Below are 16,545 nucleotides of genomic sequence, written 5' to 3'. Positions count from 1 at the left end.
CTGTCTGCTACTTCCTGTCAAGCTTGGGTTTGTCGGTATGCTTGCGCAACCGGCTGGGGGTATGGAACTTGCGTTCCTTCCACGGGTTCGCGTCGCCCTGGCTGCGGAAATACAGCCGGATCGGCGTGCCCGGCATGTCGAAATGGTCGCGCAACCCGTTCACCAGATAGCGCTTGTAGCTTTCGGGCAGCTCATCGGGGCGCGAACACTTGATGACAAAGCCCGGCGGCCGGGTCTTGGCCTGGGTGATGTAGCGCAGCTTGATCCGGTGCCCGCCCGGCGCGGGCGGCGGATGCGCCTCGGTCATGGCGCCCAGCCAGGTGTTCAGCCGGTTGGTCGGGATGCGGCGGTTCCAGGTGTCATGCGCCTTGAGAATGGCCTCGTGCAGGCGGTCCATGCCGCGCCCGGTCTTGCCGCTGATGGTGACCAGCGGCGCCCCGCGAAGCTGCGGCAGCAGCCGTTCGAACATCTCTTTCAGATCGGCCAGCTTTTCCTGCCGCTCGGTCTCCAGATCCCATTTGTTCACCGCCACCACCACGGCGCGGCCCTCGGTCTCCGCGAAATCGGCAATGCGCAGATCCTGCGTCTCGAAGGGAATCTCGTTGTCCAGCAGGACAACCACCACCTCGGCAAAGCGCACGGCGCGCAGGCCATCGGCCACCGACAGCTTTTCCAGCTTTTCGGTGATGCGGGCCTTCTTGCGCATCCCCGCCGTATCCCAGATCCGCACCGGCGTTCCCATCCAGTCGCTGCGGATGGAAATGGCGTCGCGGGTGATGCCGGCCTCGGGGCCGGTCAGCATGCGGTCCTCGCCCAGGATGCGGTTGACCAGCGTGGACTTGCCCGCGTTCGGGCGGCCGATGACGGCAATCTGCAACGGCTTCTTCAGCGTGGGCCGGTGGGCGAATTCGTCCACCTCCAGCTCCGCCTCCTCCTCCGAGATGTCCACCTCGGTCTCGGGCAGGATCTCGGCCTCGCGCGGGGCGAATTCCGCCTCGAAGGGGCGCAGCGCGTGATAAAGATCGTCCATCCCCTCGCCATGTTCGGCGGACAGGCGGATCGGATCGCCCAGACCCAGCGACCAGGCCTCCAGCGCGCCGGAATCCCCGGCCTTGCCCTCGGACTTGTTCACCCCCACCAGAACGCGGGCGTTCTTCTTGCGCAGGATGTCGGCAAAGGTCTCGTCGCTGGGGGTCACCCCCACCCGCCCGTCGATCAGGAACAGGCAGACATCGGCCATTTCCACCGCGCGCTCGGTCAGGCGGCGCATCCGGCCCTGCAGGCTGTCGTCGGTGATTTCCTCAAGCCCCGCCGTGTCGATCACGGTGAAGCGCAGATCGAACAGCCGCGCGTCACCTTCGCGCAGATCGCGCGTGACGCCCGGCTGGTCATCGACCAGCGCCAGCTTGCGGCCGACCAGCCGGTTGAACAGGGTGGACTTGCCCACATTGGGCCGCCCGACGATGGCAAGCGTGAAGCTCATGGGATGCGCCCTTTGAAAGCCGCCCCCTTACACCGTGGCCGCGTCAGCGGAAAGCCAGAAGTTGCCCGCTGCCCGAAACAACGTACAGCGTGCCGCCCGCAACGGCCGGCTGGGTGGCTGCCCCGCCGGGAATCTGCGCGCTGGCCACAAGCTGGCCGTCGGTCGGGCTGAAGCCGCGCAGGATACCGTCGGACGAGGCGACCCAAAGCCGCCCGCCCGCCAGAACCGGCCCGTAATGGGCATAGATGGCCTTGCGCTTCTTCACCTTGTCGGTGTCGAAATAGGGCATCTCGACCGACCAGATGCTGTCGCCGGTGGCCGCATCCAGCCGCACCAGGCGCGCCTCGTCATTCACCAGGAAGACCGACCCGCCCGCCACGACCAGCGGGCCCATGGCCCCCTCACCCGCCGACCACAGCGTTTCGCCATTGCCCGCGTCAATCGCCACCGTCCGACCCGATCCGGTGCCCGCATAAAGCGTGCCGCCGACCAGCACACCGTCGCCGGTCACATCGGGCGTGATGGCGAAGGCGCGGCCGATCCGCTTGCCCGCGACCGAGGCCTGCCAGACCCGCGTGCCACCGCCCACCTTGAGAACCGCCAGCAACTCGCCCGAGGCCTGCGGGAAGATCACCGAACGGTCGCCCACCGTGGGGGCCGCGCTGCCCAGATAGCCGGTCTTGCCCGGGGTGCCGAACACCTGCCAGACCACCTTGCCGCTGTCCGCCGCAATCGCCCAGGCGCTGCCGTCGCGGCCCGAGACATAGACCGTGCCATCCTCGACCGCCGGGGCGCCGATCACCGGCGCATCGACGCGCTGGCGCCAGACCACACCGCCGCTGGCGCTGTCCAGCGCGACAACCTCGCCATAGGCGGTGGTCACGAACAGCCGGTTGCCCGCCGCGGCCAGCCCGCCGCCGGACACCCCGGCGCCGCGGTCGAAGGCCGCCGCAAGGTCAGCCTGCCACAGCAGACCGCCGCCCGTGGACACCGCCGACACGACCGAACCTGCATCCATGGTGAACACACGCCCGCCCGACACGACCGGCGCCGCCGAAATCCGCGACCGCTTGCTGGACCCCTGGCCGATGTTCACCGCAAAGGTCAGCACCGGGCTGGCCGACAGCGCCGCATGGGGGGCGGCATGGCGGGAATTGCCGCCGCGCTGCGCCCAATCGCCATTGACCTGCACCTTCGGCAGCGAAATCGGCTTGCTCACCGAAGCGGGCTGCGACGACGGTGCCCGCGGGGCCGGCTGGCCCTGCACCGGGATGCTGTCCTCCAGCGGCGCGCGGACCGGGAAGCGTTCCCCCGAAAGGATCACCTCACGCGGGGCGCAGCCGGTCAGCACAAGGGCCATCGCGGTTGCCACCAGGGCCGCGGCACGCGCCTTGGGGGCGACGGTGGAGTTCAAGCTGTTCCGACGCATGATCACGCCCGCGCCCCTTCTGTTTTTACTGCCACCCTTGCGGGCCGACTTCAGCCGCCCGCCGGGGCGGCGTTCCCTGCGGCCACGGGCGTTCCGCCCAGGGCCGTCACCACCTGTGCCGCGCGGGCCCGCAGGGCCCCCGACGAATCCTGATCCTGTGCCAGCGTGTTCAGCGCCGCGATGGCCTCATCCGCCTTGCCCTCTTCGATCAGAAGATGGGCCAGTTGTTCGGCCGCCAGCGCCCGATAGGGCCGCCCCGGCGCGGCAATCGCCTCCAGCGCGCTGCGCCGCTCGGCCAGCGGCTGATCGGCCCCCGCCACGGCCACCCGGCGCAACACCGCCAGATCGCGCCAGACCGCCGGCGTCTTGCCATCCGCGATCACCGCATCCAGCGCCGCCAAGGCGCCCGCCTTGTCTTCCGTGGGGTCCGAAGCCAGGATCAGATCGCGCAGCCGCGCCTGATCGGCGCTGACCGAAAGGCCGGCCAGGGCGGCGCGGCGTTCCTCGGGGCTGCTCATGTCCAGCGCGTCGATCACGCCATCGCCAAAGCCCCGGGCCGAGGATTCGGCCTGCGACTTGCGCCACTCGATCACGCCCGAACCGACGACAACCACCAGGATCAGCACGCCGCCGATCCAGCCATAGCGTTTGTAGACCCGGAACAGACGGTCCCGCCGGACCTCTTCGGTCACTTCATCAATGAAGCTATCGTTATTGCTCAACGCGGGCCTCTTGTCGTCTTTGACCCTCGTCTTACAGGCAAAGGCCCAAGGTTGCCAAGCCCCGCCCCGCGCTTAGGGCTGGGCCAGCGCATCGCGGTAAGACTGGATGGTTTCCTCATAGCCTTCGGGCAACTGGCCCTGCGCCTGCAGGCCTTCCAGCAGCGCCAGCGCCTCGGCGATCTGCGGCTTGGGGTCGGCCTGATAGCCCGACAGGCGGGCATGTGCGGTGGCCAGGTCGATCACATTCCAGACATTGCCGGTCTCGGCATCGCGGACCCAGGCCAGGATCGCCAGCGCCTGTTCCTCATAGGGGCGGCCAGAGTCCAGCGCGTTCTGGTAGTAATAGCTGTCGGCCAGCTTCTGCAACGCATAGCCCAGCGCCCGCTGGTCGATGACCGATCCCGGCGCCTGCCCGGCCAGCCATTGCCGCAGCGCCACCGCCGCCTCGAAATCGGGTCGGGCGCCGGCATGGTCCTGCAAGGCGGTCTTGGCCTCGCCCGACCGTTCCAGCGCGAGCGCGTAATCATTGGCATAGCCGGTGTTGTAGGGGTCCGCCTTGGTCAGCCGATAGCCCACATCCGCCATCGCCCGGAACGCCTCAACCGCCGAGGCCTGGTCATTGACCGCCACGAAGGCATCGCCCAGCCGGTTCGCCGCGACCAGCCTGTCACGCAGGAAAAGCGTATCATCGGGCCGCATCGCCAGCAGCCGGTCGGTCACCGCCAGCGACGCCTGCGCCACCGGCACCGCTTCGGGGGCCCGCCCCAGTTTCAGCAGCGCGCTGACCAACTGGTTTTCCGCAATCGTCAGGTCGCGCAGGAAGGCAATGTCCTCGGGCGCCTCGGCCACCAGCGCCTCGGCGATCTGCACCGCCTCGGTCAGCACCCCATGCGCCGCCTCGGGATCGCCCTGCGCGAACTGGATGTCCGAGATGTTCAGCAGCGTCAGCCCCAGATCACGGCGGTATTGCAGCACCGAAGGATCGGCCGCGCTGATCCGGCGCCGCAGGTCCAGCGTTTCGCCCAGCAGCGCCAGCGCCCCGGGGCCATCGGCCTTGGCCCACAGCGCCAGCGCCGATTTCTCGATCCCATAGGCCAGATCGCTTTGCCGCGGCAGGTTCGACGGGTCCAGCGCCACGATCGACGCCCGCAGATCGCGCGCCTTCTCATAGGATTGCAGCGCGCCGTCGATGTCGCCCTCGCGCTGGTGCAACTCGCCCACGCGGATATAGGCCACCGACAGGTCGCGCGCCCAGCCGCTGTTCGACGGGTCGATGGCATAAAGCCGCTCGCGGGTGTCCAGCGCCTGCTGATGTGACATCAGCGCCGATCCCACATCGCCCATCGCGGCATGAATGTCGCCGATCCGTTCATAGGTCACGGACATATCGCGCTGCCGCATCAGGTTGTTGGGGTCTTTCTGCGCCAGATCCTCGCGGATCTTCAGCGATTCGAAAAAGATCGCCAGCGCCGAATCGTAATCCCCCTCGGCCGACATCATGTCGCCCAGCCGCTCATAGCCGACCGACAGGCTGAAGGCGAAATCCGTGTCGTCGGGAAATTCGTTGGCAAGCTGCTGCGAAATCCGCATCGACACGTCAAAGGCATCGCGGGCGCGGGCATTGTCGCCCAGCGCGGAATAGACATCACCGATGCGCTCCTGCGTGAAGCTCACATCGCGCATGTACAGGATCAGCGTCGGATCGGTCTCCAGCAGCCGCTCCGCAATCGCCAGCGCCTCGGTATAGGCTTCCAGCGCGCCGGGGTAATCGGCCAGCGCATAGCGCACCTCGCCCAGCTTGTTGCGCATCACCTCAAGGTCGCGCATCAGGTCCACGTCGTCGGGGTTGCGGTCGGTTTGCAGCCGGGTCAGTTCCAGCCCGCGCACGATGGCCTCTTCCGCCTCGCGCAGATAGCCCTGCTGTTGCAGCACCGTGCCGACCGCATTCAGCGAAAAGATCACCTCGCGCGTCCAGCCCAGATCCAGCGGATCGGCCTTGGCCTGACTTTGCGCGAATTCAGACCGCGTCATCTGCGCGCCCAGCGCCCCGAAGCTGTTGCCGGCAATCATGTAAAGATCGCCCAGATCCTGCAGCGCCAGCAGATAGGCCATCTTGGTTTCCCGGTCGGGCAGATCGGCCGACACCTCGGCATAAAGTTCGACCGCCTTGGTCAGGTCGCCGATCGCCAGATCATAGCGCAGGTCGGTGCGCGCGGCATTGGCGTTCAGCAGATGGGTCGAGGCTTCCGACAGCGTGCGCGTCAGATAGTTGTTCTTGATCGCACCCCGCGCCTGACTGTCGATGCCGGCCGCTTCGGTCAGCAGCGCGCGCGCGGCATCCACCGCCCCAAGGCTGAGCTGCTCTTCCGCCTGCGCCCGCAGATCGGCCACCCTTGGGTCATCGCTGGCATATTTCACCAGCTCCGACTGGAAGGCATGGTAGGACCGCGCCGCCTCTTCCAGCATCCGCCGCCGGTCGTCGGGGTTCTGCTTGTCCAGCCCGCCGGAAATCAGCGCGGCATACAGCGGGGCCAGCGGCATGGAATTGGCGGCGGCCACCGTCTCGACCTCGGTTCGCAGGTCCGGGGTCAGCCCGGCCATCGCCATCAGCAACTGGTCGCGTTCGGGCAGATCGCCCTTGTCGGTGATGAACACCAGCTCCGGCAGACCGCTTTCGATATAGGGAAGCTGCTTGCCGCGCGAGCGGTCATAGACATCCTGCTGCACCAGCGTCAGCGCGGATTTCAGTTCCACTCCCTTGGTGCCGAAATGGCGCAGCAGCGCACTGGTAAAGGGCGAATTCTTGCCCTCCCCGTCCGAAGCGGTTTCCCCCGGCGCGGCGGCAAAGGCGAACAGCACCCCGTCCGACCGCCCGATCCGGCCCAGACCGGGCGTCGGCTTCGGCGCCTCGGGCGGATCGCCCGCCAGCGCCACCGCGCCGCGACTGTCATCCCCGCCCCCGCCCGTGCCGGCAAACGGGTCATCCCGGCAGGCGTCCAGCAGCATGATCGAGACATCGGCCACATCATGCAGCACCGCCTGCACCTCGGACAGCGGCAACGAGGTTTCCTTCAGCTTGGCGGAAGACGCCGCATCGGCATCGGTCGGCAGCAGGTAGTTCACCCCGTCGATGGCCACGCCATGCCCGGCATAGAACACCAGCGCCACATCGGCCCCCTTGGCATCCTCGCGGAAATCCTCCAGTGCGCGGCGCATCCGCTTCAGGTCGCGGTCGGTTTCCAGAAACACCTCGAAGCCCAGCCCGTCGAGCAGTTCTTCCATCGCGCGGGCATCGCTGACCGGATTGTCCAACTGGCGCAGGTTGCGGTAATCCTCGGCCGCCAGCACCAGCGCCACGCGCCGCTCGGCCAGCGCCGCCGAAGCGAGGCCAAGGAAAAGGCACAGGGCAAGGAAAGCGCGGCGCAGCATCGCGTTAACCCTTCGGTCACTGCGCATAATCTGTCCAGCCCGCGCGGCCCGGTCAAAGGAAAAATGCCGTCACCAAGGGCAGGAGGACCAGACCCTCCCCCCCGGCTCAGGCCGCCACGGCCTCTTCCTCGGCCACCTGCTGCGCCCACATCGCGGCATAGCGGCCCCCGCGCGCCACCAGCTCCTCGTGCCGGCCGCGTTCGATGACCCGGCCTTCCTCCATCACCAGAATCTGGTCGGCATCGGCAATGGTCGACAGACGGTGCGCGATCATGATCACGCTGCGCCCCTGCCCCATCTCGTTCAGGCTTTCCTGAATCGATTTCTCGGTCTGGGTGTCCAGCGCGCTGGTCGCCTCGTCCAGGATCAGGATCGGCGGGTTCTTCAGCAGGGTGCGCGCGATGCCCACCCGCTGCTTTTCCCCGCCCGACAGTTTCAGCCCGCGCTCGCCCACCCGGGTTTCATAACCTTCCGGCAGCGAGGTGATGAAATCATGGATGCGCGCCGCCTTGGCCGCCGCCACGATCTCGGCCTCGGTCGCGCCGTCCCGGCCATAGGCGATGTTGTAGCGGATGGTATCGTTGAACAGCACGGTATCCTGCGGCACCACGCCGATGGCCGCATGGATCGAGCCTTGCGTCACCTCGCGCAGATCCTGCCTGTCAATGCGGATCGCCCCGCCGGTCACGTCATAGAAACGGAACATCAGCCGCGCCACGGTGGACTTGCCGCTGCCGGAATGGCCGACCAGCGCCAGCCGTTCCCCCGGCGCCACGCGGAAGGACACGCCCTTCAGGATTTCGCGCGACGGCTCATAGGCAAAGCGCACATCGTCGAACACGATCTCGCCGCCACTGACCGCCAGCGCCTTGGCGTCCGGCTGGTCCACCACCTCGGCGGGCTGGCCCAGCAGGCCGAACATCTCGCCCATGTCCACCAGCGCCTGCCGGATTTCACGATAGACCGTGCCAAGAAAGTTCAGCGGCATGGTGATCTGAATCATATAGGCATTGACCATGACGAAATCGCCCACGGTCAGCGTGCCCGCCTGCACCCCGCGCGCCGCCATCACCATGACGATGACAAGACCGCTGGTGATCAGGAACGACTGCCCCGCGTTCAGCAGGGCCAGCGACTGCCCGGTCTTCACCGCCGCCACCTCATAGCCCTGCATGGCCGCGTCATAGCGGCGGGCCTCGCGCCCCTCGGCGGCAAAGTATTTCACCGTTTCATAGTTCAGCAGGCTGTCGATGGCCTTCTGGTTGGCATCGGTGTCCTGATTGTTCATCTGCTGGCGGATCTTCACCCGCCATTCGGTGACCTTCAGCGTGAAGGTCACATAAAGCGCGATGGTCACCATCACCACCACCGCATATTGCCAGCCAAAGACCACCGCGAAGATGATCGAGACCATGGACAGTTCCAGGATCAGCGGCCCGATGGAAAACAGCATGAAGCGCAGCAGGAAATCGACGCCCTTCACCCCCCGCTCGATGATACGGCTCAGCCCGCCCGTCTTGCGGGTGATGTGATAGCGCAGCGACAGCCGGTGAATATGGGTAAAGGTTTCCAGCGCCAGCTTGCGCAGCGCCCGTTGCCCCACCCGCACGAACACCGCATCGCGCAATTCGCCGAACAGCACCGCCCCAAGCCGCGCCATCCCATAGGCCACCGTCAGCCCCACCGCGCCCAGCGTCATCATCCAGACCGGGTCTTTCCCGCCCTCGGCGCTCAGCGTGTCCACCGTCAGCTTGTAAAGATAGGGCGTGACGATCGACACCAGCTTGGCCGCCATCAGGAACAGCAGCGCCATGACCACGCGGCGCTTCACCCATGTCTCTCCCTCGGGCCAGAGATAGGGCACCACACGGGCCATGGTCTGCCAGCCCGAAGCGGGGCGCGCGGGCTTGTCATCGGTCGGGGGAAGGCTGGGGGGCATCGGGTAATTCGTCCTGTTCGCGACGGCGGTTGATTTTGCAGCCATCGCCGGGTATCAACGTTTCAAGACTTCATGAATAGTTGAATGATGGAACAGAGTAAAGCCCTTGCCGCCCTGTCCGCGCTGGCCCATGGCGACCGGCTCGACCTGATCCGCCTGCTGGTGCAGACGGGCGACGGCGGCCTGCCCGCGGGCGAAATCGCGCGAACGCTGGGGCTCTCGGCCTCGCGGCTGTCCTTCCACCTGTCCGCGCTGGAACAGGCGGGGCTGCTGCGGTCGCAGAAGGTGGCGCGCAACGTGATCTATGCCGTCGACGCCGCCGGCCTTGGCGCCATCATCGCCTATCTCCTGAACGATTGCTGCATGGAACACCCCGAGGTGGTGGCCTGCTGCCGCCACGACCGGCCCGACATCCCGGCCGAGGCGCGGCTGCGCCGGCCCTTCCGCCTGCCCGAAGGTCAGGGCGCCGAGGGCAGCACGAAGACCTGACCGGGATAGATCAGGTCCGGGTCACGGATGCGGTCGCGGTTGGCCTCGAACACCTGCACATACAGCACGCCATCGCCCCATTGGCCCTTGGCAATGGCCCAAAGCGTATTGCCGGGCTGCACCGTCACGCTGACGGGGGGCGGCGGGTCGCCCGCGGCGGGCGCCGCTTCGGTCCCGTCCACCGGGGCCAGCGCGGGGGTTGCCCGCGCGCTTTCGGCCAGCGCCTCGGGCGTTTCGCGGCGGAACGGGGTTTCGAACCGGGCCGCCACCTTGCCCGTCGCATCGGTCAGGTCGGCGCGCAGCGTATACAGCCCCGGCGCGATGCCGATCAGCCCCGCCAGCCAGCGCCCGCCCGCCGGCACCGTGACCTCGGCCTTCAGGGCATTGTCCAGGTAAAGCCGCACCTGCCGGCCCGCCTGCCCCGCCCCACCGATCTGCACCACATCGCCGGGCGCATAGGCGATGGTTTCCACCGTCACCCCCGTCGCAGGCGCCGTGCCCGGGTCCGGCGGCAACAGGGTTGCCCCCTCGGACGAGACCAGCAACGCCGGCGGTGCCTCGGTCGTCGAAGTCTCGGACGGCCCGGCAATCGGCCCCAGCGCCACCATCTGCGTCGCCGGCACCTCGCGCCCGTCGGGATGCAGCTCGACCAGCGTCAGCAGCGATGGCGCAGGTGTCGCGGGCAAGGTGGTCAGCAGGGCGAATTCGCCGGAAGCCCCGGCCGTGCCGCGGGCCACCGTCACCCCGTCCAGCGTGACCCGCACCTCGGCCCCCGGCGTGGCGGTGCCGGCAATGGTGGCCGTCCCGTCCTGCTCAACCCGCCAGACGCCGATCGCCGGTCCACTGGCCACCGGCCCCTCCGGCGCCCCCTCAAGTGACGCCGCCAGCGGCAGCGCGGGCGACGCGGCCGGGGGTGAAGCATCGGCCACAGCGGGCGCAGCTTCGGTCTGCGGCGCCCGGTTGTCGCGCCAGGTCAGGCCCCAATAGGTGGCCACCAGCACCGCCGCCAACGCAGCCCCCGTCGCCATGCCGGCCGCGAAACTTGCGCCATAGCTTGCCCGACCCGCCATTCCGTCCCACTCCGGCTTCCCCTTGCAAGGAAACCCCGATACTACCCTGAAAGGCAATCCCTTTCCCGAAGGCCGCCCCTCATGCCCATCCATTCGATCTGTGTTTTCTGCGGCGCCCGCCCGGGCCGCAACCCCGCCCATGCCGAAGCCGCCCGCGACACCGGCCACATGCTGGCCCGCAACGACTGGCGGCTGGTCTATGGCGCCGGCGATGTCGGCCTGATGGGCGAAGTGGCCCGCAGCGCCCAGACCGCCGGCGCCGCCACCTTCGGCGTGATCCCCACCCACCTGATCCGGGCCGAGGTCGGCAAGCGCGACCTGACCCGCTTTGTCGTCACCGAGGACATGCACGAACGCAAGAAGGTGATGTTCATGAACTCGGACGCCGTGGTGGTGCTGCCCGGCGGGGCCGGCAGTCTGGACGAATTCTTCGAAGTGCTGACCTGGGCGCAGATCGGCCTGCACCGCAAGCCGATCTTCCTGCTGGATCAGGACGGCTACTGGAAACCGCTGAACGCCCTGATCAGCCATATCGTCACCGAAGGCTTCGCCGACCCGTCGGTGACCGCGCTTTACACCACCGTGCCGGATGTGCCCGCACTGGAAGCGGCGCTGAAGGCGGCCTTCGCCTGATCCGCCCGCAGCGCAAACAAAAGGCCCGCCGGAACTGCATCCGGCGGGCCTTTGCATGGCTCGGTTGTGCTGGCCTTACAGCTTGGCGGCAACCGCTTCCCAGTTGACCAGCTTCTCAAGGAAGTTGGTCAGATAGGCCGGGCGCTTGTTGCGGAAGTCGATGTAGTAGGAATGTTCCCACACATCGCAACCCAGAAGCGCGGTCTGGCCAAAGCACAGCGGGTTCACGCCGTTCTCGGTCTTGGTCACCTTCAGCGACCCGTCCTTGTCCTTCACCAGCCAGGCCCAGCCCGAACCGAACTGTCCGGCCCCGGCGGCGGCGAAATCTTCCTTGAACTTGGCAACCGAACCGAAACTCTCGGCAAGCGCCAGCTCCAGCTCGCCCGGCATCTTCTTGTTTTCGCCCGGCCCCATCACTTCCCAGAACAGCGTATGGTTCCAGTGCTGCGACGCGTTGTTGAACAGGCCGCTCTGCGCCACCGCACCGGCCTGATAGGTGTCGGTGATGATGTCTTCCAGGCTCATCGCCTCGTATTCCGACGCGATCAACAGCTTGTTGCCGTTGTCGACATAGGCCTTGTGGTGAATGTCGTGGTGGTATTCCAGCGTTTCCTTCGACATGCCAAGCGACGCCAGCGCGTCATGGGCATAGGGCAGATCAGGCAGCGTGAAAGCCATAGGTGAGTCTCCTCTTCGGAAATTGCGCTTGTCCTGAATAAGGGACCGGATCGGTGGAAGGTCAAGGCTTGACGCCCGGAAACCCGAGTCTTTCTCTGGGTCGCATCGCAGGGCCGGGGCGCCTGCCCGGGCGCGGCAAGAACCGCGCCGCCTTGCCCGGGCAGAAACAGCCCGTCGCCGTTCAGCTTTTCATAACCTCGCAAGGACCCTGCGACTGCATGGTCCTGCTGTAGCCATGCACCAACGCCCGCACCTGGGCAGTCTTCTTCGATTTGAACACTGAAAGCGAGTAGGTCAGAAGATACCCGCCACCCCGTTCCGCCGGCAGCTTGATCTGCCAGGACAGGCTCAGCCGTTCCGCTGTTTCTGCCTTGACCGGCACCGTGATCGGCTTGCCGAATTTGTACATGATCCCGTTGTCATTCACCGTGGCCTCGGCTGCACCCGGCTTGTGGGACACGATCACGGTATTCGGGATCCAGCCCCGGTTCACCCGCTGGTCCTCGATCTTGCATTTATAGACCACATCCGCCGATGCGGCACCGGCCACCTGCGCCGCAAAAACCAACCCCAAGACACTGCCCTTGATGAAATTCATGATTCAACCCCTGAGACATGTGCTCAGGTGTCACGGGCAAGCCGATTCCTGTCAATACGGCTGTAAGCAGGCGGGCCGGACCGGCCCGCCGGCCGCGGATCAGGCCAGTTCCGATCCGGGCTGCGCCGAATGGGTCAGGACACCCATCACATAGCCCGCGACCGAGCGGAACACGACCAGCGTATAGCCGCCCTCGCCCGCCCAGAAGGCGCCCGCAACCTGCGCGATCCGGCTGCGTCGCAATTCGCCCGGCGCCATCGCGTCCAGGTCGGCCGGCGCCAGCTTGCGCAGCACCTGATCGGCCTTCTCGCCCTCGATGCGGAACACCGCACGGGCGTCGGACACATCCACCGCCAGGAAATGCTGGCCCTTGAGCGCGGCCTCGATCCCGGCCAGCGCCCGGCCCACCTCGGCATGGGGCAGGATCAGCAGATATTCGTCCGGGCTCATCCAGCCGCAGCCGCGATCCTTGGCCCAGTCCATCTGCCGCCGCGCCGGCAGCCCGGTGCCGACCGCGCCGCGCACCGCCGCCTCAAGCCCCGGCACATCGGGCTTGGCCCGCAGCGTGATCATGCCCAGGGGCCCGATCTCGCGCACGGTCGCAAAGCCCTCGAACACCGCGCCCCCCAGGGCGGACACCGGCTCAGCCATTCTGCTTCTCCCCGTTCGGGTCCAGGAACACCGGGTTCACCACCCGCGCCGCCACCGTGCCGCCCGCCATCGTGTTGAACTCGACCACCTCGCCCATCCGCTGCGGCCCATGGCGCAACAGCCCCATGGCAATGCCCTTCTGCAGCGTCGGCGAATGATAGGTCGAGGTGACGCGCCCCTGCGCCTTGCGGAAGCCGTAGTCGTTCGTCCCCGCGTCCAGCACATAGGCGCCATCGGGGATGACCGATCCGTCCAGCGTCTCGAAACCGACCAGCTTCCAGCGGTCGGGACTGGCCAGATAGGTCCGCTCCTGCCCGCGCTTGCCCAGGAAATCGGCCTTCTTCTTGGAAATCGCCCAGTCCAGCCCCAGATCCTGCGGGATCACCGTGCCATCCGTTTCGTCGCCGATCATGATGAAGCCCTTCTCGGCCCGCATGATGTGCATCGCCTCGGTGCCATAGGGCATCACGCCGAACTCGGCCCCCGCCGCGACCAGCTTTTCCCACAGCGCCAGGCCATGGCTGGCCGGCACCGCGATTTCATAGGACAGCTCGCCCGAGAAGCTGATCCGGTGCACCCGCGCCGGGATGCCCGCCAGCTCGCCCTCGGCAAAGGTCATGAAGGGCATCGTCTCTTTCGAGACATCCATCCCCCCCAGCTTTTCCAGAACCAGCCGCGCCTTGGGACCGGCCACCGCGATCTGGGCATATTGCTCGGTCACGTTGGCGGTATAGACCTTCCAGTCCCACCACTCGCATTGCAGCCAGTCTTCCATCCAGCCGTGGATGCGATCCGCGCCGCCGCTGGTGGTGTGGCACAGCCAGGTATCCTCGGCCAGACGCACCACCACGCCGTCATCCGACAGGAAGCCCTGCTCGTTGCACATCAGCCCGTAGCGGCACTTGCCCACCGGCAGGCTGGACATGACGTTCGTATACAGCATGTCCAGGAAGCGGCCCGCATCCGGCCCGCGCACGATGATCTTGCCCAGCGTCGAGGCATCCAGCAGCCCCACATTGGCGCGGGTGTTCAGGATTTCCCGGTTCACCGCCTGCTCATGCGTCTCGCCGGCGCGCGGATAGCAATAGGGGCGCCGCCACAGGCCGACGGGTTCCAGATAGGCCCCCTGCGCCTCGTGCCAGCCCTGCATGGGCGTGCGGCGCAGCGGCTGGAAGATCTCGCCCCGCGCCTCGCCCACCAGCGCGCCGATGGTGACCGGCGTATAGGGCGGGCGGAAGGTGGTGGTCCCGACGGCGGGAATGTCTTCATTCAACGCATCAGCAAGAATCGCCAGACCGTTGATGTTGCTCAGTTTCCCCTGATCCGTCGCCATGCCAAGCGTGGTATAGCGCTTGGTGTGCTCGACCGACTGATAGCCCTCGCGCGCCGCAAGCTGCACGTCCGAGACCTTCACGTCATTCTGGAAATCCAGCCACATCTTCATGCGCAGGCTGGCCTTGGCGCCCTGCGGCATCATCCAGACCGGCTCGATCATGGCTTCTTCCACCGCCTCGGCCTTGCCGATGGGCGTTGTTTTTGCCTTCAGGTCCAGCGACTTCACCGCCGCCACCCCGGCCTCGGCCGCATCGGCCAGCGCCTCGGCCCCGGTCAGCGCCCCGTTGGCCGCCCCGGCCGCGATCACCAACGCGCTGCCGTCCTGCGTCAGCGGCGGGCGGGCCGCATCGGGGCGGAACATCGCCCGCGCGCGGTCCCAGGTCAGCTTGCCGCCGCAATGGCTCCACAGATGCACCACCGGCGACCAGCCGCCCGACATGGCGACGGCATCGCAGGCGATCTCTTCCAGCACGGCGCCCTCGCCCGCCATCAGGCCCAGCGCCACGCCGGTCACCCGCTTGCCGCCCTTGACCTTGACGATGGCCCGCCCGGCTTCCACCCGGATGCCCATCGCGCGCGCCTTCTGCGGCAGCGCGCCATTGGCCTGCGCCCGGGCATCCACGATCACCGGCACCTCAAGCCCCGCCTCCTTCAGCGCAATCGCGGTGCGGTAGGCATCATCGTTGTTGGTGACAACCACCGTGCGGTCGCCGGGCGACACCGCCCAGTTCCCCACATAATCCCGCACCGCCGAGGCCAGCATCACCCCGGGAATGTCATTGCCGGCAAAGGCCAGCGGACGTTCCAGCGCGCCGGTCGCCGACAGGACGCGCGTCGCGCGGATGCGCCACAGCCGCTTGCGCGGACGGCCATCGCCGGGCGTATGGTCGGCCACCCGCTCTTCGGCCAGCACATAGCCATGGTCATAGACCCCGGCCACCATGCAGCGGGTCTTGAGCGTGACGTTCTCCATCTTGCCAAGGGCATCCAGCGTGGCCGTGATCCACTCTTCCGCCGGCTTGCCGTCGATCACATCGCCATCGACCGGCGCACGGCCGCCCCAATGCGCGGTCTGTTCCAGCAGCATGACCCGCGCGCCCGCGGCGCCGGCAATCAGCGCGGCCTGCAGGCCGGCGATCCCGCCGCCCGCGACCAGCAGGTCGCAATGGGCATAGACCTGCTCATAACGGTCGGCATCCGGTTCGGCCGGCGCCTTGCCCAGGCCCGCCGAGCGGCGGATGATCGGCTCGAACAGGTGTTTCCAGGCCGGGCGCGGATGGATGAAGGTCTTGTAATAGAACCCCGCCGGCAGGAAGCGCGCGGCAAGGTTGTTCACCGCGCCGATGTCATAGTCGAGGCTGGGCCAATGGTTCTGGCTGGCCGCGACAAGGCCGTCGAAGGCCTCGGTCGTGGTGGTGCGCTGGTTCGGCTCGGCCCGCGCGCCGGCGCCCAGGTTGACCAGCGCGTTCGGTTCCTCGGCCCCGCTGGCAACAATGCCGCGCGGGCGGTGATACTTGAAGCTGCGCCCGACCAGCATCTGGTCATTGGCCAGCAGCGCCGCCGACAGCGTGTCGCCGCGATAGCCGCGCAGACGCTTGCCGTTGAAGCTGATCTCGATGGCATGGGCACGGTCGATCAGGCGCCCGCCCTTGGAAAGCCGCGTGCTCATTTCCAGCCCTTCCACTCCGGCCGCTTGGCCTTGATCTTGTTCACAAGGTCCGCCGGCGGTTCCGGCGATTGCGCCGGATAGGTGCCAAAGACCTCAAGCGTGGCGGTGCAGCGCGCGGCCAGGAACCACTTGCCGCAGCCATAGGCATGGCGCCAGCGTTCGAAATGCACGCCCTTGGGGTTCTTGCGGGCGAACATGTAGGCCTCGAAATCCTCGGGGCTGGACCCCGGCCCGAAGCGCTTGAGATGCGCCTCGCCCCCGGGCTGCAACTCGGTCTCCTCGGCCTTCACGCCGCAGTAGGGACATTCCAGAATCAGCATATCGTGACCTCGATGGCGGCCTGCCGCCAGATTTTTCGAAAAATCTGGCCCGGAGTTTTTGAAAACTCCGGGCAAAATCCTTCAAAGGATTTTGTTCCCA

At 67.1% G+C, this 16,545-nt stretch carries 13 protein-coding genes; 2 read left to right on the top strand and 11 right to left on the bottom strand.

The features are described 5' to 3' along the window. Positions 1 to 7 precede the first annotated feature (7 nt). From der to C5F44_RS08370, 5 genes are all read right to left on the bottom strand, one after another. The gene (gene der / locus C5F44_RS08390) at positions 8 to 1,483 is read right to left on the bottom strand and encodes a ribosome biogenesis GTPase Der (protein ID WP_107673062.1); all 1,476 of its coding nucleotides are present in this window, start codon (positions 1,481 to 1,483) and stop codon (positions 8 to 10) included. A 43-nt stretch (positions 1,484 to 1,526) separates the two neighbouring features. Next, positions 1,527 to 2,912 carry an outer membrane protein assembly factor BamB family protein gene (locus C5F44_RS08385; RefSeq protein ID WP_107673061.1) on the bottom strand — a complete coding sequence of 462 codons (1,386 nt, stop codon included), beginning with the start codon at positions 2,910 to 2,912 and terminating at the stop codon, positions 1,527 to 1,529. 50 nt (positions 2,913 to 2,962) lie between these two features. Beyond that, a complete protein-coding gene (locus C5F44_RS08380) occupies positions 2,963 to 3,634 on the bottom strand; it encodes a hypothetical protein (RefSeq protein WP_107673060.1) in 672 nt (223 codons plus the stop codon). A 72-nt stretch (positions 3,635 to 3,706) separates the two neighbouring features. Then, on the bottom strand, positions 3,707 to 7,063 hold the full coding sequence (locus C5F44_RS08375) for a caspase family protein (RefSeq protein WP_181318224.1): 3,357 nt from the start codon (positions 7,061 to 7,063) through the stop codon (positions 3,707 to 3,709). A gap of 106 nt (positions 7,064 to 7,169) precedes the next feature. Beyond that, positions 7,170 to 9,002 carry an ABCB family ABC transporter ATP-binding protein/permease gene (locus tag C5F44_RS08370; protein ID WP_107673058.1) on the bottom strand — a complete coding sequence of 611 codons (1,833 nt, stop codon included), beginning with the start codon at positions 9,000 to 9,002 and terminating at the stop codon, positions 7,170 to 7,172. 84 nt (positions 9,003 to 9,086) lie between these two features. Here C5F44_RS08370 and C5F44_RS08365 point away from each other — a divergent pair, with 84 nt between their 5' ends. Beyond that, positions 9,087 to 9,491, top strand: coding sequence for an ArsR/SmtB family transcription factor (locus C5F44_RS08365; protein WP_228156777.1), 405 nt, complete (start codon positions 9,087 to 9,089; stop codon positions 9,489 to 9,491). Here the strand turns inward: C5F44_RS08365 and C5F44_RS08360 are convergent. After that, on the bottom strand, positions 9,461 to 10,561 hold the full coding sequence (locus C5F44_RS08360) for an Ig-like domain-containing protein (RefSeq protein ID WP_181318222.1): 1,101 nt from the start codon (positions 10,559 to 10,561) through the stop codon (positions 9,461 to 9,463). The genes C5F44_RS08365 and C5F44_RS08360 overlap by 31 nt on opposite strands. A gap of 81 nt (positions 10,562 to 10,642) precedes the next feature. Between C5F44_RS08360 and C5F44_RS17810 the strand changes: the two genes are divergently transcribed. Continuing rightward, a complete protein-coding gene (locus C5F44_RS17810) occupies positions 10,643 to 11,194 on the top strand; it encodes an LOG family protein (protein WP_146161917.1) in 552 nt (183 codons plus the stop codon). 75 nt (positions 11,195 to 11,269) lie between these two features. Here the strand turns inward: C5F44_RS17810 and C5F44_RS08355 are convergent, their stop codons facing one another. The 5 genes from C5F44_RS08355 to C5F44_RS08335 all read right to left on the bottom strand — a co-directional run bounded on the left by C5F44_RS08355 (position 11,270) and on the right by C5F44_RS08335 (position 16,445). Next, a complete protein-coding gene (locus tag C5F44_RS08355; protein ID WP_107673056.1) occupies positions 11,270 to 11,872 on the bottom strand; it encodes a superoxide dismutase in 603 nt (200 codons plus the stop codon). A gap of 181 nt (positions 11,873 to 12,053) precedes the next feature. Beyond that, a complete protein-coding gene (locus C5F44_RS08350) occupies positions 12,054 to 12,470 on the bottom strand; it encodes a hypothetical protein (protein WP_107673055.1) in 417 nt (138 codons plus the stop codon). Between the two features lie 99 nt (positions 12,471 to 12,569). Then, complete coding sequence (locus C5F44_RS08345; RefSeq protein WP_107673054.1) at positions 12,570 to 13,121, bottom strand: sarcosine oxidase subunit gamma; 552 nt, start codon at positions 13,119 to 13,121, stop codon at positions 12,570 to 12,572. Beyond that, complete coding sequence (locus C5F44_RS08340) at positions 13,114 to 16,125, bottom strand: sarcosine oxidase subunit alpha family protein (RefSeq protein ID WP_107673053.1); 3,012 nt, start codon at positions 16,123 to 16,125, stop codon at positions 13,114 to 13,116. Before C5F44_RS08340 ends, C5F44_RS08345 begins: the two co-directional genes overlap by 8 nt. Then, the gene (locus C5F44_RS08335; protein ID WP_107673052.1) at positions 16,122 to 16,445 is read right to left on the bottom strand and encodes a sarcosine oxidase subunit delta; all 324 of its coding nucleotides are present in this window, start codon (positions 16,443 to 16,445) and stop codon (positions 16,122 to 16,124) included. The genes C5F44_RS08340 and C5F44_RS08335 overlap by 4 nt, the downstream gene beginning before the upstream one ends. Positions 16,446 to 16,545: the final 100 nt, after the last annotated feature.

Source organism: Fuscovulum blasticum DSM 2131, from assembly GCF_003034965.1.
Lineage (GTDB): Bacteria > Pseudomonadota > Alphaproteobacteria > Rhodobacterales > Rhodobacteraceae > Pseudogemmobacter > Pseudogemmobacter blasticus.
Note: the sequence above shows the minus strand (reverse complement) of the source record. Positions and strands in the feature narration are given on the sequence as shown.

What these genes read in the sequence shown, in the direction of transcription:
- C5F44_RS08350 (WP_107673055.1), bottom strand. Translation starts at nt 12,470, where the DNA reads ATGAATTTCATCAAGGGCAGTGTCTTGGGGTTGGTTTTTGCGGCGCAG.
- C5F44_RS08370 (WP_107673058.1), bottom strand. Translation starts at nt 9,002, where the DNA reads ATGCCCCCCAGCCTTCCCCCGACCGATGACAAGCCCGCGCGCCCCGCT.
- der (WP_107673062.1), bottom strand. Translation starts at nt 1,483, where the DNA reads ATGAGCTTCACGCTTGCCATCGTCGGGCGGCCCAATGTGGGCAAGTCC.
- C5F44_RS08345 (WP_107673054.1), bottom strand. Translation starts at nt 13,121, where the DNA reads ATGGCTGAGCCGGTGTCCGCCCTGGGGGGCGCGGTGTTCGAGGGCTTT.
- C5F44_RS08365 (WP_228156777.1), top strand. Translation starts at nt 9,087, where the DNA reads ATGATGGAACAGAGTAAAGCCCTTGCCGCCCTGTCCGCGCTGGCCCAT.
- C5F44_RS17810 (WP_146161917.1), top strand. Translation starts at nt 10,643, where the DNA reads ATGCCCATCCATTCGATCTGTGTTTTCTGCGGCGCCCGCCCGGGCCGC.
- C5F44_RS08360 (WP_181318222.1), bottom strand. Translation starts at nt 10,561, where the DNA reads ATGGCGGGTCGGGCAAGCTATGGCGCAAGTTTCGCGGCCGGCATGGCG.
- C5F44_RS08340 (WP_107673053.1), bottom strand. Translation starts at nt 16,125, where the DNA reads ATGAGCACGCGGCTTTCCAAGGGCGGGCGCCTGATCGACCGTGCCCAT.
- C5F44_RS08355 (WP_107673056.1), bottom strand. Translation starts at nt 11,872, where the DNA reads ATGGCTTTCACGCTGCCTGATCTGCCCTATGCCCATGACGCGCTGGCG.
- C5F44_RS08385 (WP_107673061.1), bottom strand. Translation starts at nt 2,912, where the DNA reads ATGCGTCGGAACAGCTTGAACTCCACCGTCGCCCCCAAGGCGCGTGCC.
- C5F44_RS08375 (WP_181318224.1), bottom strand. Translation starts at nt 7,063, where the DNA reads ATGCTGCGCCGCGCTTTCCTTGCCCTGTGCCTTTTCCTTGGCCTCGCT.
- C5F44_RS08335 (WP_107673052.1), bottom strand. Translation starts at nt 16,445, where the DNA reads ATGCTGATTCTGGAATGTCCCTACTGCGGCGTGAAGGCCGAGGAGACC.